We start from the raw sequence: 20,687 nt of genomic DNA, 5'->3' as shown, positions 1-20,687 counted from the left end.
AATATTTGCGAGATTACCAACTTTTTCGGGGACTTTCTTATCCCGAACTCGCGTAAATATTACCTTGATGGACTTGATAAAAAAGAAAGTTTTAAAAGATATTTAAATATGAAGAGCTATGTAAAAGTGTTATTTAAAGTGGGGAAGCATTGAATGGATACATCAATTAATGATGTAATGGATTATCATCCAAAATACACATACGATCCTTGATGAGTAACGCCAACAAAGGGATTGCAAAAATAAGCTACAATTATTGGGGAACACCATGGCTTATACAGTTCACAAACGGTGGTCAGACAGAATATGCCTATGATGCCAATGGCATAAAGCTGCGGAGAATCCACAGAACTGCTGTGGACAACATCGTTGTGCCCATAAATACAACCGTAAAGTTCACCAAGAACCAGATACAGACGAATGACACTACAGGGTATCTTGATGACTTGATATTCGAGAATGGCAGGCTGGATAAAGCACAACCTTTTTGTCAACCACACTAAAAAAATCCATTAAAAATGATGCTGTTCTCGATTTTATTCGTACCTTTGCGCCATTGTTAGGAATCTTTTCTTCGGAAAGCCTGCAACACAAAAGTTCAACAATACGTATTACCATGGAAAAACTCGTCACATCGGTCATGCTTGCAGCAAGCACGCTGCAACTTTCTGCACACAGACACACAGACACTATAAAGGTGCAGAATCTAAATGAAATCATCGTAGAAGCTCAGATGCAGCGGACATCCGCCAAATCATCGTCCTACATTCCGACCGGAAAGCAGAAAAACGCTGCACAGAACGCAGTGGACCTACTGCAGCACATGGCAATACCACAAATCAAAATAAATCCTACAAACCAAAATGTCACTGACAACATGGGAGGGGAGGTCGCCATATACATCAACTTCCTAAAGGCATCAAAAGAGGAAATGGAAGGAATGCGTACGGCAGACGTAAGGCGCGTGGAATATCTTGAATTTCCGACTGACCCACGCTTTCGCGGAGCAGAAAGGGTGATAAACATCATTGTGCAGGAGTATGCCTATGGCGGCTACACAAAAATTACGGCAAACGAGAATTTCCTCACCGGACTGTCAAGCCGTGTCAATCTCTTCTCCAAATTCACCTATAAGAAGATGACTTACGACTTATATGCCGGAGCCAACAACTGGGACAACCGCCACATAGGCAATTCGACCGAAGGCACTTATCTGCTGGCAGACAATGACGGCAAGCCTTATTCCGTGACAAGAACAGAATCGCTGCAAAGCTCGCATTACAAGAAAAACCAATTTCCCGTGACTTTCCGCGCCACATACAACAGCGAGAAAGTGCAAATCCGAAACCTTATAGCATTCAGTCACAGCGACATACCGACAAACGAATATTCCGGAGAACTCACATATTCTCCCAATACCGGCAACGGATACGGATTTGAGCAGAAGAACCCCAACAGGTCTAATTCACTCTCTTACTCCGGCACATATTTCTTTGCACTTCCACACAATTTTTCCGTTGACATTTCGCCCACATTCAATTATACTCACGGCAACGACCGCACCGAATACATAGCGACTGGGCAGCCCTGCATACATCGCCACGCTAAGGAAAACGCATACAACTATCGCATAGATGCTTATCTCCGCAAAAAGTTCGGAAAGCAGCACTCCATAATGGTCGGATGCGACGGCGGTGACATCATCAACCGCCTGACTTATACCGACAACGAGGGGTTCACAAACAAATTCCACAATGCCTTCGTCTCTGGAACACTCGGCTACAATTTCGCATCAAACAAGACCTCGGTGAGCATTGATGCAGGACTTGCATGGGAAGGCAGCGACATCAACGGACAGAAGCACAACGACACATACCCGTTCACGCACATCAGCGCAAGACATTCCCTGAATCGGAAAAGCATGCTTTCGGCATATTTCCAATATGCCACAAACAGCCCCGGCATTTCAGAAAAGTCTTCCGACATCCTGAAGGACAACGAACTGATGTACATCTCGGGCAACCCACTATTGGAAAACAGCCGCCACACCACAGTCTACCTTACGCATACATGGATGCCGTCAAACACTTTCAGCATGAGCAGCTATGGGCGTTTCTTTGGCATGTACGACAGGATGCTGCTGACATACATGCCCTATCAGGAAGGAAAATCATTGCTGCGCACATACATCAATGATGGGGACTATCTGAATGGTGAGGTCGGCATTGCCGTAACATTGAAACTTTTCAGCGATAAGTTCCAGCTCTATGCCAACCCGAAACAAGCTTTCTACAAATCGACGGGAATGTATAACCGTACATACAACCCATTCCTGTTCACAGCGCAGGCAACATGCTACCTTGGCAACATTTATTTGCAAGGCTATTACGACAGCCCTCAGAAATCTATGTTTACAGCTTCTCCGCGCATCAACCGTGGAACAAACTTCCACAGTGTCACTATCGGATGGGCAAAGGCAAACTGGAACTTGCGTGCCATGGCAGCAAATTTCTTTAACAAGGGTTGGGAAAGTGCTGTCAATGAGACTGCTTCACCATATTATTCCGGACGTCAGACACTCATAGGCACGACTTGTCACCCACGCATAAACCTCACCGCCACATACACCTTCGGCTATGGAAAACAGATACAGCGAGGCAATGAGGTCGGAGAACAGTCAGGTGCGTCATCGGCTATATTAAAATAGTGCACAAAACGCCATTTCCCGATTTACCATATAGAGGGTCTCAATATGCGATATTGAGACCCTCTATTTACCATATTGACATTGTCAGTATATCATATTGAGAGTTACAACCTAAAACATTGATATTCTCTATCCAATACATCGGGAAAATGCCCCTTTCACTTGCCATTCATTCTGCAAAGACGGATGCCAAGCTGGGATGGGTGCTTATGCATGTAGGCATAAAGCGTCATTGGCTCTTCCACTACTTTCTTATGGATTTGTGAAGCGTTGAGCATGTGGAGACCGTCCGCATGCCATACGGCAATGCCTATGTGAGATGTGTCAAGTCCTTTCTTTGAGGTAATTATGGCGATGATGTCGCCATCCTTGATGTAGCGACGCAGGAGACTGATGTTTGACTTTCCCAAGGCAGCCTTCGGAATATATTGGTAGCGTTTGCCTGCCATTGTCTTTTCCATGCGCTTTATGCCCGGCAGCCATTCCGGATGTGCGGAGAGCATCTTGTAGGAAGAAACATGTGTAGACATGTAGTTCACGGGAGTTTTTGCGAAATCCTGCCATGCGGTGAACGGATGTTTTCCTGTCTTTATGTCCGACAGCGACGGTTCTGTGCATGAGACAATGCCCTGACGCTCATTCTCTTCCATCCAATAAGTGAAATAATGCTTGCGTGCAGTATACTCCACCCTACCGCCGGCATAGCGTATCTCTCTCAGATGGCGGCAATAGTCATCGAATGATGTCTCGCCACGCTGTGTGCAGGCAGCAAGAGCCATGACTGTCTCAACATAAGTTGTGCAGTCGAGTTCACGAAGGTTCACGACAAGTTGTTCTTCCTTGCCTTTATCCAGCGTGCCGCCTACGTAGGGGATTCCTTTCAGCAGTCGTGCAAAATGAATGACAGTTTCCGACATTGGCTTTGTGCGCCATGATGCGGATGACTTTAAGAGTTTCTCGACGTATGCCTTGTCCGATGGTTTAAATACTATCTGGGCAGAGGCATCGTGAAGCATTGCTAAGAGAAACAAAAGCAATAGTATTTTTCTCATAATTCAAAAAACTTTCCCGGTGTGCGATAACGTTTCTTCTTTCCGAAGTTAAGTCCAAAATAGACATTGATGTTTCCGAAGGTGTTACGGAGTGAGAAATGGGCTTTCTCGTATGCGAAGGAATGGACTTGTCCCGAGACTCCGGCAAACCAACGTGTATTGTTCCACACTATTCCTACGCGTCCGACACCATCGAAACTCACATTGGAGAATTTGAAATCTTCAAAGAATTTCTCAAGGCGCATCTGCTCTCCACTTGACTTGTTGTAGGTAAGTGCTGCCGTCAGCGATGCACCGAGAGTCCAATTGCGTGCAAACACCCAATTATAGGAATATCCACCATACAAGGAGTAGCAGCTGTAGTCAATGTTCTCGAAGAACTCCAGTCCGTCCATTTTGTCCTTATAGTCCGGAATATATTCGGAAGCTATCTCCACGATTCGGTTCCAATTCAATGACAACGAGTATTTTGAATAGCCGATGCCTGCCAATGGTGAGCCTGCGGAACGCCGCTGACAAGTAGACTGGTTGTAGGCTGCCGGATAGCTGTGCTTGCGGTGATTGAAGATATAGTAGACATTATACCCCCAGCGCTTAACATCAAAGCCGTCAAAGCGCTTGTCAACAAGAGGTGAGACATCAACAGTGCTGCCATCCGCCGCTCTGACATCTGTCATGAGAAAGTCCGAAATCTTGCGGTAGTAGAAATCCACACCGAAGAGGGCTGTGTAGAGACTGAGGTTGAAAGTCTTTGCGTTATCGGCAATGTGAAGGTTGTTGAACTGCAGCGTATAGCCGAGAAAGATGAGGGAATAGCCGGCATAAGGACCTATCTTTGTTGTTGTCTTAGGTGAAAATGTTACAGACGCACCGTCCTTATGCTTGATTTCAAAATCCTCAAGATTGCTTGTCGACTGAAGCATTGCCTGGAACTTATAATGCTGAGGCTCTATATAGTTTGTGTCAACAGTATCAAACTCCTTGATAAACATTGAGATACCCTTGCCTATCTTGCGAAAAAAAGAAGGTTTCTTCTCCTTCTCGACAACAGTGGAATCGTCCTGTGCAAAACCGGCTCCGCACAGAAATAACATTAATAATATGTGGACGATTCGTATCATTTATGCGAGTGTTTTCTCTTACTGTAGCAGCCCTCTCCCCTATCGCACTATAATTGGAAATAGCTGTTGCTTATGCTTGTGTTTATATTTTCTTCAGTATGCGATCAAGCACCCAATTGACCGGTGTCACGGAAAGGCTTGTACAATCACATGTGTTAGTGCCTTGCAGCGTTTCCACGATAGTCTGAATCAGCGGTTGCTGCACATGCTCCGGGTTAGGAATGTCAAACTCCATGAAGCCTTCCGGCGTACGCAGATGTATAGGAGCGAAATTGAACACCGAGAAGCAAAGTGTGCCTTTGCTGCCAAGTATCTCTATACGATCCTCGTTATGGGATTCATGTCCGACGAAGCACCATGAGCCGGAGCCGACAAGACCACTTTCAAACTGGAAACAAGCACTGACACTGTCCTCAGCTTCGTACAGCCCTCCGCGATTGGCAGAATAGCCACGAGCATGGGTTATCAGACCAAACAATTCCTGAAGCAAATCCAGCTGATGCGGAGCCATATCATAGAAATATCCTCCCCCTGCCACAGACGCCTTGACACGCCATGGCAGATTCGCAGGATTCATATCTTCTTTTCGTGGAGGGCAAGAATAGCGAATCTGCACATTCTGTATCTCACCTATCACATTAGACTGCACGATCTCCTTCACTTTCAGGAAATAAGGAAGATAGCGACGATAATATGCAACAAAGCATGGAGCACCTGTTGTCAGTGAAACATGGTTGATACGTGCACAATCATCATAACTTGCTGCAAGCGGCTTCTCAACATAGACTGGCTTTCCTGCATTCATTGCCATGATGCAATAAATAGGATGTGAAGCCGGTGGAGTGGCAACATATACTGCATTCACTTCCGGGTCGTTAATCAATTCTGCAGCATCCGTGTACCACCTTTTTATATTATGGCGCATGGCATAGCTATGTGCACGTTCTTTGGTGCGGCTCATAACAGCCACGACTTCCGATCCTTCTATCTCCGCGAAGGCAGGACCGCTTTTCTTTTCTGTAACCTCACCACATCCTATAAAACCCCATTTTATCTTCTTCATACATTATTGCTGATTTTCACTTAAGAGAGTTTTGTCAAGACGCTCTATTCCTTTTATTGTACATATACTGCGGACACAGAATATCATCATTACCTGCAGGATATCCTTGAGCGGATATGGCTTTTTCACATACTTAGTGAAAAACACATCTGTTATAGTATCGCTTATGTCCGTTATGATGTCAAATGTCAGCCCCCCCATAAAATATCCTTGCTCTTGCCCCTTCCTAAAGAACTCATACGTTTGCGCCTTATGCTCATTCCTGTTTTGCTCAAAAAACTCCAATACGCGCGGGTACATTCGAATATCATCAAAAAAGCAAGGGTTCGTTTCTTTTATCTCATTGAACCTGATTTTGAAGAATTCTGTAAGGATATCCATTGAATCATCTGTATTACTGATTCTTGCATACAAATGACGCTTGGATGTCTCCACATGCAATTTCAGGCTTTCAAGAACAACATCCTCTTTATTGGAATATATCTCATAAAGCGTACGCTTGGAAATACCAAGATTGTGCGCTATCTCATCCATTTTGACAGCGCGAATCCCATACTTCATAAATAATTTGTACGCCTCTGTAAGTATGTTATTCTGTAACTCGTTGCGGTAATGCGTTGAGGCGGGTTTTCGTGCCATGCTGCTTAATGTTTAGAGGTTCTTTTATTGGCGTGCTTAAGGTGTCTGTCGTTCTTGCCTGCATTGGCAGTTCGGCTTTATCTCGTGGCGGCTCCGGCAAACTCTTGGTTGCGGTTGCCTCATGGGTAAGGCGAATATCATAAATTGAGAATATCTGATGCTGCGCTGTTTCCGGTAATGTACTATTAGAGGAAGGAGTTGTCTTGTGCATCATAAACATTCCGAAAACAGACTTGATTCCCAAATTTCCCTCATCAGAGGCAACAAGTGTGTTGGGACCGGACATTGAGCAAGTAGTGTTGCGTACGACAACACTGTCGTTAGCCAAACGAAGCGCAAGAACAGCAGTCACATAACGCCCGACATTTTCAGAAAGGAACAAACCGGAGAAACGCAATGTGACGCGGTCACCGGGAGAAAGAATTGAGTCTGTTTCTATTTTCCATGTCTTTGTTGTATAAGGAGCATAGTCAAATAACAGCAATTGTCTTTCCGCATTCCAAACATCAGTAGTATCGGACAACTCACCAACACCTGCTCCCATTGCAGATGCCTCACTGTTCACACGTTCAAAAAGCCGTTCGTATATACGCTCCAAATCATGGGCATTACGTGTATAGTAAACCATCGACGAGTCCCACTCCTCTTGTGTCACATCATGCTTTTTCAATACGTTCAAGAACAATGCGTACTGACGTGCACCATCTCCACGATCATTGTAGTCCGAGTATGAGAAATGCGCCCTGTGAACATCATAGAGCACACCTTCCATTTCATCGGAATCAAGTACATACGAAGGGCGTGACGACTCACAAGCCATCAACAATACCAGTATCAGCAATATGTAAATAATATTTCTTTTCAATAGTATTCGCCTGATAATGTACATTTTTTATTTGTCTGTATTGGAGTTTTTCGCACTTCCCGACATTGTCCCTATCTCTGACAACTCTTTTCTGCAGAATAGCAACAGAGCTACAACAGAGCAACTTATGCTTGCATCTGCAAAATTGAAAACAGGCTGGAAAAAGATGAAAGGCTGTCCACCGAAATACGGAATCCACTCCGGATATGTGCTCACAATAAGCGGAAAGTAAAACATATCGACCACCTTTCCTGTAAGGAATCCGGAATATCCTTCCCCGAAAGGTACAAGATATGATACATAATCCGGCGTTGACTGTGTGAAACACATTCCATAGAACATGCAGTCAACAAGATTTCCAGTCGCGCCGGCAAGAACCAATGACAGAAGGACAATGTACAACCACCGTGCTCCTTTTACAATCTGCCGGCACAAATACCAGCCAATAACACAGATTGCAACAAGACGGAATATGCTTAAGGCATACTTCGGTATGAAAGTCATGCCATAAGCCATTCCATTGTTCTCAACGAAAGTGATATAGAACCATGATGTCACCTCATGACTTTCATAAAGTGACATAGAAGTCTTTACCTCTATCTTTATCAATTGGTCTATAATGAGAATTGACGCGAACAATAAGAACGCGACAATTCCCTGAGTTTTCTTCTTTTTATCCAGCATTTTTTTTATTACGAGCGACAATGCCGCTTGATTAAACGATTCAACAGGAAAGCATCAAGCCTTGACAACAAGTATCTTAGCACTGAAATCTCCAAGCTCGGACTCTATTCCTTCTGTAGCGTCACCAAGAGTTATCTCGTTTGCAAGAACCTGTGCTGAAATATGCTCTCCAAAGTGATTGATTACTCCGGCAAGCTCCGGCTTCTCCTCTATTGTAACTACAATGCGGTCGGTAATCTCCAAACCACTGTCCTTACGGATAGCCTGAATACGCTTTATGACAAGACGGGAAAGACCTTCCTCACGAAGTTCCGGAGTGATATTGATGTCCAGTGCCACAGTAATTGTACCTTCCTGTGCTATTGTCCAGCCCGGAATGTCCTCTGAGATAATCTCAACATCCTCACGCTCAATCAGGGCAACAGTGTCAGCAACATTCAGGTTGACAGAACCGTTTTCTTCAAGTTCTGCAATCTGTTCCTGAGTCATTGCCATGACAGCAGCATTGACATCCTTCATAAGTTTGCCAAACTTCTTGCCCATTGTGCGGAAGTTACACTTAACCTTTTTCACAAGCACTCCGGCACCACTCTCTATAAATGTAAGTTCTTTGACATTTGTCTCTGCAAGAATTACTGACGCCATACGCTCAACACACTTGCGCATCTCTGCGTTTGTTGCAGGTATAGATATCATCTGCAATGCTTGGATCACAGGAATCTTGACTTTCTTGCGCAATGAGAGAACCATGGATGTCACCTGCATGGCAACTTGCATGGCGTGCTCAAGCTCTGTGTCAATCTTTGACTCATCCGCATTTGGGAACTCAGCAAGATGAACACTCTCTGCCGAATCCTTTCCTGTAACAGCATTCAAATCCAAGAACAGTCTGTCCGCATAGAATGGTGAGATTGGAGCGACAAGACGAGCAAGCGTATCAAGACATATATATAATGTCTGATAAGCAGACAGTTTGTCCTGAGTCATACCACCACCCCAGAAGCGCTTCTTGTTCAGGCGGATGTACCAATTTGACAGTTTGTCCACAACAAACGACTGGATGAGTCTTCCTGCCGGAGTCACATCATAGTCAGAAAGATATTTATCAACATCCTTGACAAGAGTGTTCAGCTCAGAAAGCAGCCAACGGTCAAAATCAGGACGCTCCTCAAATAGCACATCTGCATCAGAATAGTCAAAGCCATCTACATTAGCATACAGTGTGAAGAACGAATATGCCTGATGAAGCTTGATAAAGAAGGAACTTGTCACCTCTTTCACGCCATCTGGGTCAAAAGACAGGTTATCCCATGGTGAAGAGTTTGTCACCATATACCAACGAACCGGGTCTGTACCATACTTCGCTATACAATCAAAAGGATTGATGACATTGCCGAGACGCTTGGACATCTTCACGCCATTCTTATCGAGTACAAGACCATTGGAAATGACATTCTTATACGCCACAGAGTCAAATACCATTGTTGCTATGGCATGGAGTGTAAAGAACCAACCGCGTGTCTGGTCAACACCTTCCGCAATGAAGTCCGCCGGATAAACACTGCGTGAGTCCAAAGCCTCCTTATTCTCAAACGGATAGTGAATCTGAGCATAAGGCATTGCACCGGAATCAAACCATACATCAATGAGGTCAAGCTCACGGGTCAGCACAGAGCCGTCCTTACCGACAAGTTTGATATAGTCCACATAAGGGCGATGGATATCAATCTTGTCATAGTTTTCCTGTGACATGTCACCGGGAACAAAACCTTTGTCTTTCAAAGGATTGCTCTCCATGACACCTGCAGCGACAGATTTCTCTATCTCATCATATAGTTCCTCAAGAGAACCGATGCATATTTCTTCCTTTGTATCACGGTTGCGCCATATTGGAAGCGGTGTTCCCCAATAACGAGAACGCGAAAGGTTCCAGTCGTTAAGATTCTCAAGCCATTTGCCAAAACGTCCTGAACCCGTTGACTCCGGATGCCAGTTTATTGTTTGGTTCAGTTCAAACATACGCTCTTTTTTCGCTGTTGACCTGATAAACCAAGAATCAAGAGGATAGTAAAGCACAGGTTTGTCCGTACGCCAGCAATGAGGATAATTGTGGACATGCTTCTCAATCTTGAACGCACTGCCTTCTGCTTTCATTTCAAGGCAAATGACGACATTAAGGTCCATGTCTTTCAGGGCTGCCTTTTCGTCATATTTGCCATCGGCATTATACTTAGGGGCGTATGCATTCTTGACATAGTCACCGGAATGCTTCCAGTAGCTTTCATTTACGCAGGTATTGACAAACTCCTCGTTCATATCGTCATTAACGAAATACTTGCCCTGGAAATCAACCATCGGACGAGTGTCTCCTGCCTTATCGATTATGAACAGAGAAGGAATACCGGCATCTTTTGCCACCTTTGCGTCATCAGCACCAAATGTCGGTGCTATATGCACGATACCTGTACCATCCTCGGTTGTAACATAATCACCAAGAATTACACGGAATGCTTCCGATTCTTTTGCGACAATCTTTCCGTCTTCCAAAGCGCAAGGCTTCACCCACGGCATCAATTGGCGATAATGAATGCCCACAAGGTCAGGTCCTTTGCCGCGCCAAATGATTTCTACAGGGATTTCATTGCCTTCTTCGTCCTTTGTCGGTTGGAAATAAGAGCTCAAGAGACTTTCCGCAAGTATGTACACAGCCTCTTCACCACTATATGGATTATTGCCTTTCACCGCAACATAGTCAATCTTTGGACCGACACACAATGCTGTGTTTGAAGGCAATGTCCATGGAGTTGTTGTCCATGCAAGGAAATAAAGTGGAAGTTCTGTTCCTATGCCAAGCGGATTTTCATCAGTAACTTCAAATTGAGCAGTCACGACAGTATCCTTTACATCGCGATAACAACCCGGCTGGTTAAGCTCATGGGATGACAATCCCGTACCCGCTGCAGGAGAATATGGCTGTATGGTGTATCCTTTGTACAGCAATCCTTTGTTATACAACTGCTTCAGGAGCCACCAAAGGGACTCTATGTATTTAATATCATAAGTGACATAAGGATGTTCAAGGTCCACGAAATACCCCATCTTGTCAGTAAGCTGGGTCCATTCGTCTGTATACATCATCACATTCTTGCGGCAAGCATCATTGTATTCGTCAACGCTGATTTTTTTGCCGATATCCTCCTTTGTTATGCCAAGGCTCTTTTCCACAGAAAGCTCAACAGGCAAGCCATGTGTATCCCAGCCCGCCTTACGCTTCACCTGATAGCCCTTCATTGTCTTATAACGAAGGAATGTATCCTTGATAGTACGTCCCATGACATGATGAATGCCGGGATGACCGTTTGCAGACGGAGGTCCTTCAAAAAACACGAACTGCGGACTGCCTTCTTTTTCATTTATACTCTTGTGGAAGACATCTTTTTCCTTCCATAAAGCAAGAACCTCGTTATTGACATCTGTCAGATTAAGATTCTTGTGTTCAGCGAATTTCTTTGCCATTTTCTATATTGTTTTTGTTTCTTCCTAAATCCATCCATGCGTACTCGTCTTATCGCATCTTATCGCACGCACATATATTAGGATGCAAAATTAGCAATTTTCTCTGACTTGACAAAACGTTTCTCCCTTTTTAATAACAAAGAAATTAAAATTCCCATAAATATTTGGTGACATCAGAAAAAAGCATTACCTTTGCCAATAATATAGACACCCTACGAAGGGAGTCGTGCAATTATTCACAAATCAAAAAAAATCCCAATATGCCAAAGATTTCAATCCGAGGCCACGAGATGCCGGAATCGCCAATCAGAAAGCTGGCACCTCTGGCAGCCGCAGCAAAGAAACGCGGCACAAAGGTCTATCATCTGAACATCGGACAACCTGACCTCCCAACCCCACAGGAAGGTCTCAATGCCTTGAAGAATATAGACCGTACAATTCTCGAATACTCTCCATCACAAGGCTATCTTTCTTACAGAGAGAAACTTGTAGGCTATTATAAAAAGTTCAACATCAATGTTTCCGCTGATGACATCATAATCACTGCAGGCGGTTCTGAGGCGGTGTTGTTCTCATTCTTGGCATGCCTGAACCCGGGAGACGAAATCATTGTCCCTGAGCCCGCTTATGCTAATTACATGGCATTTGCTATTTCTGCCGGGGCAAAAATACGTACGATAGCCACAACAATAGAAGAAGGATTCTCACTTCCAAAAGTGGAGAAATTCGAGGAACTTATCAATGAGCGCACACGTGCAATCATGATCTGCAACCCGAACAATCCTACAGGTTATCTTTACACACGACGTGAAATGAACCAAATCCGCGACCTTGTAAAGAAATATGATTTGTACCTGTTCTCCGATGAAGTCTATCGCGAATATATCTATACCGGCTCGCCATATATTTCTGCCTGCCACTTGGAAGGCATAGAGGAAAATGTCGTGCTTATCGACTCTGTTTCAAAACGTTATTCCGAATGCGGCATACGTATTGGTGCACTGATAACCAAGAATGCTGAGGTGCGTGCCGCAGTGATGAAATTCTGCCAGGCACGTCTTTCCCCTCCTCTTATCGGTCAGCTTGTTGCAGAAGCCTCACTCGATGCTCCTGAGGAATACCACAGAGACGTTTATGACGAATACGTGGAGCGACGCAAATGTCTTGTCGATGGTCTCAACAGAATCCCGGGAGTGTACTCCCCTATCCCTATGGGAGCATTCTACACTGTGGCAAAGCTACCTGTCGATGATGCGGAGAAGTTCTGCCGTTGGTGCCTTGAGTCATTTGAATACGAAGGAGCTACCGTAATGATGGCTCCCGCAGCCGGATTCTACACAACACCCGGTGCCGGAATAAACCAAGTCCGCATCGCTTACGTACTGAAAAAAGACGACCTTGAGAAAGCGCTTATAGTGTTAAGAAAAGCACTCGAGGCATATCCCGGACATATCATGGAGGACTGATGCTCAGCAAATTCCTTGCAAAACAGATATATAACAACTCTGGAGACACAAAAAAGGTATCTCTCCCGGCAGTCCGTATCGCCACACTTGGTATGGCGATAGGGCTTGCTGTAATGATTGTTTCAGTAGCAGTTGTCTTTGGCTTCAAGCACACTATCCGCGACAAAGTCATTGGCTTCGGAAGCCATATTGTCGTGCAGAACTTTTCTAACATACAGAATGACAATATGATGCAGATTTGTGTATCAGACTCAATGATTTCTGTACTGCAAAAAGCTCCCGACATTAACCACATACAAAGATATGCAATAAAACAGGGACTGCTGAAAACCGACACCGATTTCCTCGGTGTTGTGCTGAAAGGTGTCGGGACAGAATGGGACTCCACATTCATTGCTGAAAACATTATTGACGGCACAATCCCTAAATTCATTTATAATAAAAACACGCAACCAACACAGTCACAAATTCTCATTTCCAAGATTATGGCAGACAAACTTGGAGTGAAAGTCAAAGACAAGTTATTTGCTTATTTCCTTGGCAACAATGACGTACGTATGCGGCGATTCGTCATATCAGGCATTTACCAGACAAATCTCACAAAATACGATGAAGCGACTGTGTTTTGTGACCTCAATACTGTACAGAAACTGAACGGCTGGGACAGCGATGAAGTCAGTGGAGTGGAAATGACTGTCAAGAATTTCAGCAACATAGATGAAACCGCAAAATGGATGATTCATAAAGTGAACCGTACTAAAGACAGCTATGGCAACACACTCGTATCATCTACAATACAGGAAATCAACCCACAAATATTTTCATGGCTTGACCTCCTTGACCTCAATGTGTGGATTATACTCGCATTAATGGTTTGCGTGGCTTCAGTTACAATGATAAGCGGACTGCTCATCATCATTCTTGAACGTGTGCCGATGATTGGTATTCTGAAAGCCCTTGGCTCACGCAACAGTTTCATACGCCACACTTTTCTTTGGTTCGGCATGTTCATTATGGCAAAAGGACTTATCATTGGCAATATCCTTGGTATTGGCATTTGCCTGCTGCAGAAATGGACAGGTCTAGTAAAACTTGACCCGACCACATACTATGTCTCAGAAGTCCCGGTGGAACTAAACATCACAACCATCCTGCTACTGAACGCCGGAACATTCATCATCTGCACATTAGTGCTCGTTGTGCCAAGTTTCCTCGTGTCACACATCCATCCTGCAAAGACAATAAAGTTCGGAGAATAAGCAACACACCCATTTCGACAGTCACAACAAACTGTCGAAATGAGCATGTTTATCAATTATTCATATTTATACAATTAATTTTGAGCAATTACTCATGAGAACACTTGACATCTATAATTTCGGTCCTATCAAGCAGACACACCTTGAATTGCAGAAAATAAATATTTTCATTGGACCACAAAGTTCAGGTAAAAGTTGCATTCTGAAGACATTATGCCACTGTGCATGGGCAGAAAAACTACTCATGGTGACGCACGATGTTAATATGTTTGCTCAAGACGAATATTTCCTCAAACAACTACTGGCATTTCATAAAATGTATGGATATGAAAGCACAAACACTAAAATATCTTTCTCTTCCTCGTTTCTTAGCTTTACATACGATAACAGTACAAAGTCTTTTGAATGTGAATTCAAAAAAAGCAACACTAACAGATTCAAGCGTGCTAAACTCTCATACATCCCCGCAGAGCGTAATATTGTCTCTATAATACCCAACATAATGACCCTATCATTAAGGCAAGACAATACGCAAAGCTTTATTGTCGATTGGGATAAAGCAAGGAATAAATTCGCAACAAGCCAAATGAATGTCGTCAATGTCGGTGTGACTTACCACTTTGACGACAAATCCAAAACCGACTTTGTAAAATTGCCCACCGGGAAAGATATTGAGTTAACCAATGCTTCAAGCGGAGTGCAGTCTGTCGTGCCACTGTTAGTGCATATCGAAAGCCTGACAAACAGAACATACGACAATGATTTGCGAGATTCCGCAACCATTATTCAAAACAAAAATTGTCTTGAAAGATTATACAAAAGCAGAATCAAAGACACAAAAAACGCAAAAGTAACAACACGTATCTCTGATGATTTATATTATTTCAAGACAAAAGAGGATGCCGAAGAGTTTAAAATCATAGCAGAAAACTATACAGAATACCGCTACAGCGACATTTACATTGAAGAACCGGAAGAGAATCTTTTCCCAAACACTCAATGTGATTTGCTAAAATCCCTTGTGTCAAGTTTAGGTGATAATCAACTTACGATTGCAACACATAGCCCTTATATGCTATCCACTTTCAACAACTTCATACTTGCAGGGCAAATCGACAAGAAGAGAACATGTAACAGCATCGCTTTAAAAGCCGGGACATACGCTGTTTACTATATAGAGGATGGCATTGCAACAGACATTGTTGACAAAGAGACAAAATTAATCAATGCAGAAAAACTTGATGCGGTCTCTTTTGACATTCAAAATGAATTCAACAAACTACTGGGATATGATGAAGATTGCAGATAAACACTACAAACTCACCCAAAGCAAGAATATTGTGTTCAAGGAGAACAAATCAAAAATCAGTTTTCTGAACAAAAACTACAAACCATGCTATAGAGTACAAGTCGATGGTGGAGTAATCAGTGACAGAACAACTGCAAAATGTGACAACTTGTTGGTAGTGTCATATTTTCCGGAACCTGATATTGACAAACGTGAGCAAGAGCATTTCGTAGAGTTAAAGGGAACAGATGTTGCTCATGCCTTGAACCAATTGGTGGACACTGTGCCCAAATTAAGATGTGATGACAAAAAGGTAAAGAGATGTGCATACGTTGTATGTAAGAATGTAGCTCCTGCCATTAAGACAAAAATCCAAAATGCAAAACTCCTTTTGAAGAAAAAGGATAATTGCGAACTGCATATCGGAGAACACTTAGAACCAAAATTGTAAATCTTTTTGTGGATTAACAAGAAGGCTGTACTTTCAATCCCAAGTTTCCTTGTGTCACACATCCACCCTGCAAAGACAATAAAATTCGGAGAATGATGACGAAACGGAAAGCCCTCTTACCATTATTACTCCATTAGCACAAGAATTACGATATCATCAAAAAAAACAAGATTGAAACCCAAGCATTATACAACGGAGAGGGCATCATTACGATGCCCTCTCCGTTGTATAATGTAACGTCAAACTCCATTACGCTAAATTTCTCTTATCGCAAACTTATCTTTTCTTGACAATGAACTCCAACTTTTGCAATCCTTGTTTGTGGATATTGACAAGAACGAGCGCATATTTAAGTTCCTCTTCCGGTTTCAATGTTTCACATATATATTTGAACTCTTCTTCAGGGATAACCTCATCAAACATTGGTCCATGGGAGTTATTGCGAACCAGACGAATATCATTACTCAGCGGAGATATGACATACGAATATATAGCCATATAGGATACACTGTTGAATTTATTGAAATTAGGGTCTGCCTTATCAAGTATATTCTCAAAATAAATACGGCACATATCATATGACATTCCTGCGGTTTGCTTATCATCTGTATGGATACGACCTTTGTCATCGACCATATATTCAGAAGATACAGCATACTTCTCAATCGGGCACATATCATAATATTCAATGTCATATTCCGAATTCACTTCTTTATCAGCAGGCTTTTCCGGCACTATTGTATACCTGTCTTCAAGGATACGGACAAGGGAATATTGCCGACTAGAAGCATCCTGTGGAGGATTTGCGAGAATCGTCCGTTTCACTTCAAGGTAATACTCATGACCTTTCTCATACGTAAAGCCTTCGATTGCTCCAAAGGCAAGTGGTTTCCATACTCCGGGATTATCCTCAGTCATTACAAGCATGCACTCATAAGGCTCGCCCATAAAGCCATACGCAATCCCTGTTTCGTTTGAAACAGACATCCTTATCAATTGTACATTGTCAAGCGGTTCATCATTTTCGCATGCAGTCATTAGCAAACCAATCATGGCAAGAAAAGGAATGATCAGATTTCTCATGTTATTTTCTTATTATTTATGGTTAAAAATATTTTATCACATTTATGCATTTCTCAAAGAGCAGCACAATTTCATAGGTTCGGCGTTATAACCACTTTGAATGTTTTATCGTTGTAGTGCACGCGATACTCGGGCAGAGCACGAGCATTGCCTGACCAACTGTCTATTCCTCCCACGCCGGCATGCTCACTGTCCAAGTACAAGTTAGTGAATTTGCTCTTAGGAACATCCTGAACATGGCGCTGTTCTTTCCTTTCGCCATCATCAAGGTCTTCAACGGCATAGTGGAGTGCCGAGCAATAGAACGGCTTATCCGACGTAACTCTGAAGCCCATGCCTGCACAATTAGTTTGATTCCACCAACGAATGTCGCTCTTGGTGCCGGTCTCCTGTGGACGGACATACGGATAGAACTGCTCATCTACAGTCTGTTTGTATAGTCCGATGTTCTGGGAAAGTTTGCGATCTGCATAGTTTTCTATCGGTCCACGACCATAGTACTCACTGCGATCCATATCATAAGGCAACTCCATCACCATGCCATAGCGGAACATTTCGGAAGCCTTGTCCTTATCACCTGCCGTCATTTTCTCCTCTATTGTTATCTGACCGCTATTCTCAATGGAGTATGTCATCGAAAGCTGTGCCCCGATAACAGGCAGTTCATATTTTGCAATGATGATTGCAGAAGTCTCGTTTTTCTTACCTTTTACGGCTTCCACTGACAAGAGTTTCATCTCAGGCGCGCACCATTTGCCATACTTCTTATTGATTTGCGCGCCCATATCATTGTCGGTGACTGCACGCCAAAAGTTAGGGCGTATCGTGCCACCCTCACCAAGCATGTCTGTGCCATTGACTGCATAATGGCGTATGAGTCCGGTTGACTTGTCAAAAGAGACTGTAAACGTATTATTCCCAACGACAATAAGGTTCGACTGCTTGTCCTCTGTGAGTTTCAGTTTCTTGAATTTGCCTGTCGCCAACACAGCATTGCCACATGCAGGGTTCTCAATGACAGTAATCTGCTTGTGTGCCACAGTATGCCCTGACGGGATAAGCGGCTCAGCCTTCTTGGTCTTAAACTCAATGTTGAGCATCACCTCGGCATTATCGGCAGTAATCTTGCTCATCGAGAACGGCACAGTCAGTTCCTTGGTCTCCTTGGCAGCAATGTCAAGTTTGTCGATGACTCCTGTCTGCACAGCCTTTCCGTTTTCCATAAGCTGCCATTCAAGGCTGTAGTTTGACAAATCACGGAAGAAGTTCTCATTCCTTATCTTTATCCTCCCCTGCCGGATGTCAACAGGCTCTGCCCATATATTCTGATAAAAATATGCAACTTCCGGCACTTGAGGACTTTCCTGACGGTCAGGGCCGAAGATGCCATTACAGTTGAAATTATTGTCACTGGCATCGTAGGTGTTGTAGTCGCCACCATATTTATATATAGCCTCGCCCTTGGAATTCTTGCCATGCAGTGCCTGGTCGGCAAAGTCCCAAATAAAGCCACCCTGATACTGCGGATATTTGCGCACCAAATCCCAATATTCCTTGAAACAACCCGTAGAGTTTCCCATGGCATGACTGTACTCGCACTGTATCAATGGCTTGGTGTTTGAGGCATCCTTCAGATAGTTCTCACACCAACTATGTGAAGCGTACATCGGGCAACGAATGTCCGTATTTGCGCCATTCCACGCCGGTTCCCAATGGATTGGGCGTGACAAGTCTTGCGACTTTATCCACTGATACGCAGCGGTAAAGTTTGGACCATCGACCGTCTCGTTTCCAAGGCTCCACATTATGACACTCGGATGATTGAAATGTGCACTGACATTGTGTTGGTTGCGCTGCAATATCTGCTTGGCAAACTTAGGGAGAGATGCCTGCGAATTCTTAGGATCATAGCACAATCCGTGGCTTTCCTGGTTAGCCTCAGCACAAACATAAATGCCATATTTGTCACACAGTTCATACCAAATCGGTGAATCTGGATAATGGCATGTGCGAACAGCATTGATGTTGTTCTTCTTCATCACCTTTATGTCTTCAATCATTCGGTCGACAGATACGACATATCCTGTATACGGATCCAATTCATGGCGGTTCACTCCTTTTATCAATATCGGCTCTCCATTGACAAGAAGCTGCTTGTCCTTAATCTCCACTTTGCGGAAACCTACTGTCACAGGAAGCACATCGCACACCTTTCCGCCGGACTTTACAGTGGCGATGAGTGTGTACAGATGCGGTGTCTCTGCCGTCCATTTCCTTGGATTAGGTATTTCCATTGTTGTCTCAACAAGTCCTTTGCCAGCCGTCTCTGCAACAGCAACGGCTTGATTGTCAGCAGTGTTCATAAGAGAGTATTCCACGGTTGCATTGCCTGAAAGCGTTGTCCTTATCCTCAACGTTCCGTCCTTGTACTTGCTGTCAAGGTCCGGTGTCACACGAATATCATCGATATGCGCAACAAGTGAGCGTGAATAAAGATAACTGTCACGCGCAACACCACTCAAACGCCAGAAATCCTGGTCTTCACTGTACGTTCCGTCACACCAGCGGAACACTTGGAACGCTATGGTGTTCTCACCGGAATGCACATACTTTGTTATATCAAACTCAGCTGCAATCTTGGAATCCTCGGCATATCCTACATACAATCCGTTGACATACAGATAGATGTTGGAAGTGACACTGCCAAAATGGGCCACAATCTGCCGCCCGTCCCAACCGGCTGGCAAGGTGAAAGTCTTCCTGTACGTTCCGACATGATTGTCCTTCACCGGCACTTCGGGTGGGTTGTCCTTGAAATGTCCACGCCAAGGAAAGCCGGTGTTGACATAGACCGGGTCACCATATCCATTCAACTCCCACATTCCGGGCACAGGAATCTCACCCCACTTGCTGTCATCGTAGTCCAAACGATAAAAGTCTGTCGGTCGCTCGTCAGCGTTCGCCACCCAATGGAACTTCCAAATGCCTTCAAGCGAGAGATAGTTTGTTGATTTCTTCATATCCCTTCCCAAAGCCTTCTCACGGCTTTCGTAAGAGAAAAGATTGGTGTGCACCGGCAGACGGTTTGTCTCATTGACCTGCAAATCATGCCATTCCGTCATCGTAGGCTTCAGGACTTCGACGACAGGGGATTTCTTCACGACTTTCTTCTTTGCGCCAACGGTTTGAGAACCAGTGGGCAAGCACAAAGCAAGTGCTGCCAAGATAATAGTATTCTTCATTTTATATGGTTTTAGTTCCAATCTTTATTCTACGCTCATGCCCTATTTTCACCTCAAAAACAACCTCAATCACAGGTACAGGGCTTTTCCTTGGCAAAGGTATATAAAAAATCTGAATTGACGAAAGAAATTTGATTTTTTCATTGAACTTGTTCAAACTAATTTATATTCGTTAATTATTCGCTAAAATACAAAAAATACAGCGTATTTTCCAAAAGGTTTATTATATTATTGTGACCAAACCTTAATAT

General features: G+C 43.7%; 15 protein-coding genes. 6 read left to right on the top strand and 9 right to left on the bottom strand.

Translation table 11 applies throughout. The annotated features are described in order from the left end of the window. Nucleotides 1-212 precede the first annotated feature (212 nt). Complete coding sequence (locus tag E5358_RS14465; protein WP_135940890.1) at nt 213-503, top strand: hypothetical protein; 291 nt, start codon at nt 213-215, stop codon at nt 501-503. A 113-nt stretch (nt 504-616) separates the two neighbouring features. Beyond that, nucleotides 617-2,707, top strand: coding sequence for a TonB-dependent receptor (locus E5358_RS14460; protein WP_135940889.1), 2,091 nt, complete (start codon nt 617-619; stop codon nt 2,705-2,707). 158 nt (nt 2,708-2,865) lie between these two features. Here E5358_RS14460 and E5358_RS14455 read toward each other — a convergent pair whose 3' ends face one another. The 7 genes from E5358_RS14455 to ileS all read right to left on the bottom strand — a co-directional run bounded on the left by E5358_RS14455 (nt 2,866) and on the right by ileS (nt 11,647). Next, complete coding sequence (locus tag E5358_RS14455; RefSeq protein ID WP_135940888.1) at nt 2,866-3,759, bottom strand: N-acetylmuramoyl-L-alanine amidase-like domain-containing protein; 894 nt, start codon at nt 3,757-3,759, stop codon at nt 2,866-2,868. Beyond that, nucleotides 3,756-4,880, bottom strand: coding sequence for a DUF4421 domain-containing protein (locus E5358_RS14450; protein WP_135940887.1), 1,125 nt, complete (start codon nt 4,878-4,880; stop codon nt 3,756-3,758). Before E5358_RS14450 ends, E5358_RS14455 begins: the two co-directional genes overlap by 4 nt. 82 nt (nt 4,881-4,962) lie before the next feature. Next, nucleotides 4,963-5,943, bottom strand: coding sequence for a Gfo/Idh/MocA family protein (locus tag E5358_RS14445; RefSeq protein WP_135940886.1), 981 nt, complete (start codon nt 5,941-5,943; stop codon nt 4,963-4,965). Nucleotides 5,944-5,946: 3 nt separating this feature from the next. Beyond that, nucleotides 5,947-6,582: a TetR/AcrR family transcriptional regulator gene (locus tag E5358_RS14440; RefSeq protein WP_135940885.1), complete on the bottom strand. Its 636-nt coding sequence runs from the start codon at nt 6,580-6,582 to the stop codon at nt 5,947-5,949. Then, a complete protein-coding gene (locus E5358_RS14435; protein WP_168354696.1) occupies nt 6,533-7,423 on the bottom strand; it encodes a DUF4296 domain-containing protein in 891 nt (296 codons plus the stop codon). The genes E5358_RS14440 and E5358_RS14435 overlap by 50 nt, the downstream gene beginning before the upstream one ends. A 51-nt stretch (nt 7,424-7,474) precedes the next feature. Then, nucleotides 7,475-8,131 (bottom strand): lipoprotein signal peptidase, encoded by a 657-nt coding sequence (locus E5358_RS14430; protein ID WP_135940883.1) that lies wholly within the window; start codon nt 8,129-8,131, stop codon nt 7,475-7,477. Nucleotides 8,132-8,185: 54 nt separating this feature from the next. Then, entirely contained in the window at nt 8,186-11,647 is a 3,462-nt protein-coding gene (ileS, locus tag E5358_RS14425) for an isoleucine--tRNA ligase (RefSeq protein WP_135940882.1), read from the bottom strand. Nucleotides 11,648-11,907: 260 nt separating this feature from the next. Between ileS and E5358_RS14420 the strand changes: the two genes are divergently transcribed. From E5358_RS14420 to E5358_RS14405, 4 genes are all read left to right on the top strand, one after another. Beyond that, nucleotides 11,908-13,113, top strand: a complete 1,206-nt coding sequence (locus tag E5358_RS14420) for a pyridoxal phosphate-dependent aminotransferase (RefSeq protein WP_135940881.1) — start codon at nt 11,908-11,910, stop codon at nt 13,111-13,113. Beyond that, nucleotides 13,110-14,372, top strand: coding sequence for an ABC transporter permease (locus E5358_RS14415; RefSeq protein WP_135940880.1), 1,263 nt, complete (start codon nt 13,110-13,112; stop codon nt 14,370-14,372). The genes E5358_RS14420 and E5358_RS14415 overlap by 4 nt, the downstream gene beginning before the upstream one ends. Before the next feature lie 94 nt (nt 14,373-14,466). After that, nucleotides 14,467-15,681 (top strand): ATP-binding protein, encoded by a 1,215-nt coding sequence (locus E5358_RS14410; protein WP_135940879.1) that lies wholly within the window; start codon nt 14,467-14,469, stop codon nt 15,679-15,681. Further along, entirely contained in the window at nt 15,662-16,111 is a 450-nt protein-coding gene (locus E5358_RS14405; RefSeq protein WP_135940878.1) for a hypothetical protein, read from the top strand. Before E5358_RS14410 ends, E5358_RS14405 begins: the two co-directional genes overlap by 20 nt. Nucleotides 16,112-16,387: 276 nt before the next feature. Here the strand turns inward: E5358_RS14405 and E5358_RS14400 are convergent, their stop codons facing one another. Both E5358_RS14400 and lacZ read right to left on the bottom strand, forming a co-directional pair. Then, complete coding sequence (locus E5358_RS14400) at nt 16,388-17,194, bottom strand: DUF4377 domain-containing protein (protein WP_168354695.1); 807 nt, start codon at nt 17,192-17,194, stop codon at nt 16,388-16,390. A 71-nt stretch (nt 17,195-17,265) separates the two neighbouring features. After that, nucleotides 17,266-20,436: a beta-galactosidase, LacZ type gene (gene lacZ / locus E5358_RS14395; RefSeq protein ID WP_135940877.1), complete on the bottom strand. Its 3,171-nt coding sequence runs from the start codon at nt 20,434-20,436 to the stop codon at nt 17,266-17,268. Nucleotides 20,437-20,687: the final 251 nt, after the last annotated feature.

The sequence above is a fragment of the Palleniella muris genome (genome assembly GCF_004792655.1).
Lineage (GTDB): Bacteria > Bacteroidota > Bacteroidia > Bacteroidales > Bacteroidaceae > Prevotella > Prevotella muris_A.
This window is presented reverse-complemented; position numbering and strand designations above follow the sequence as displayed.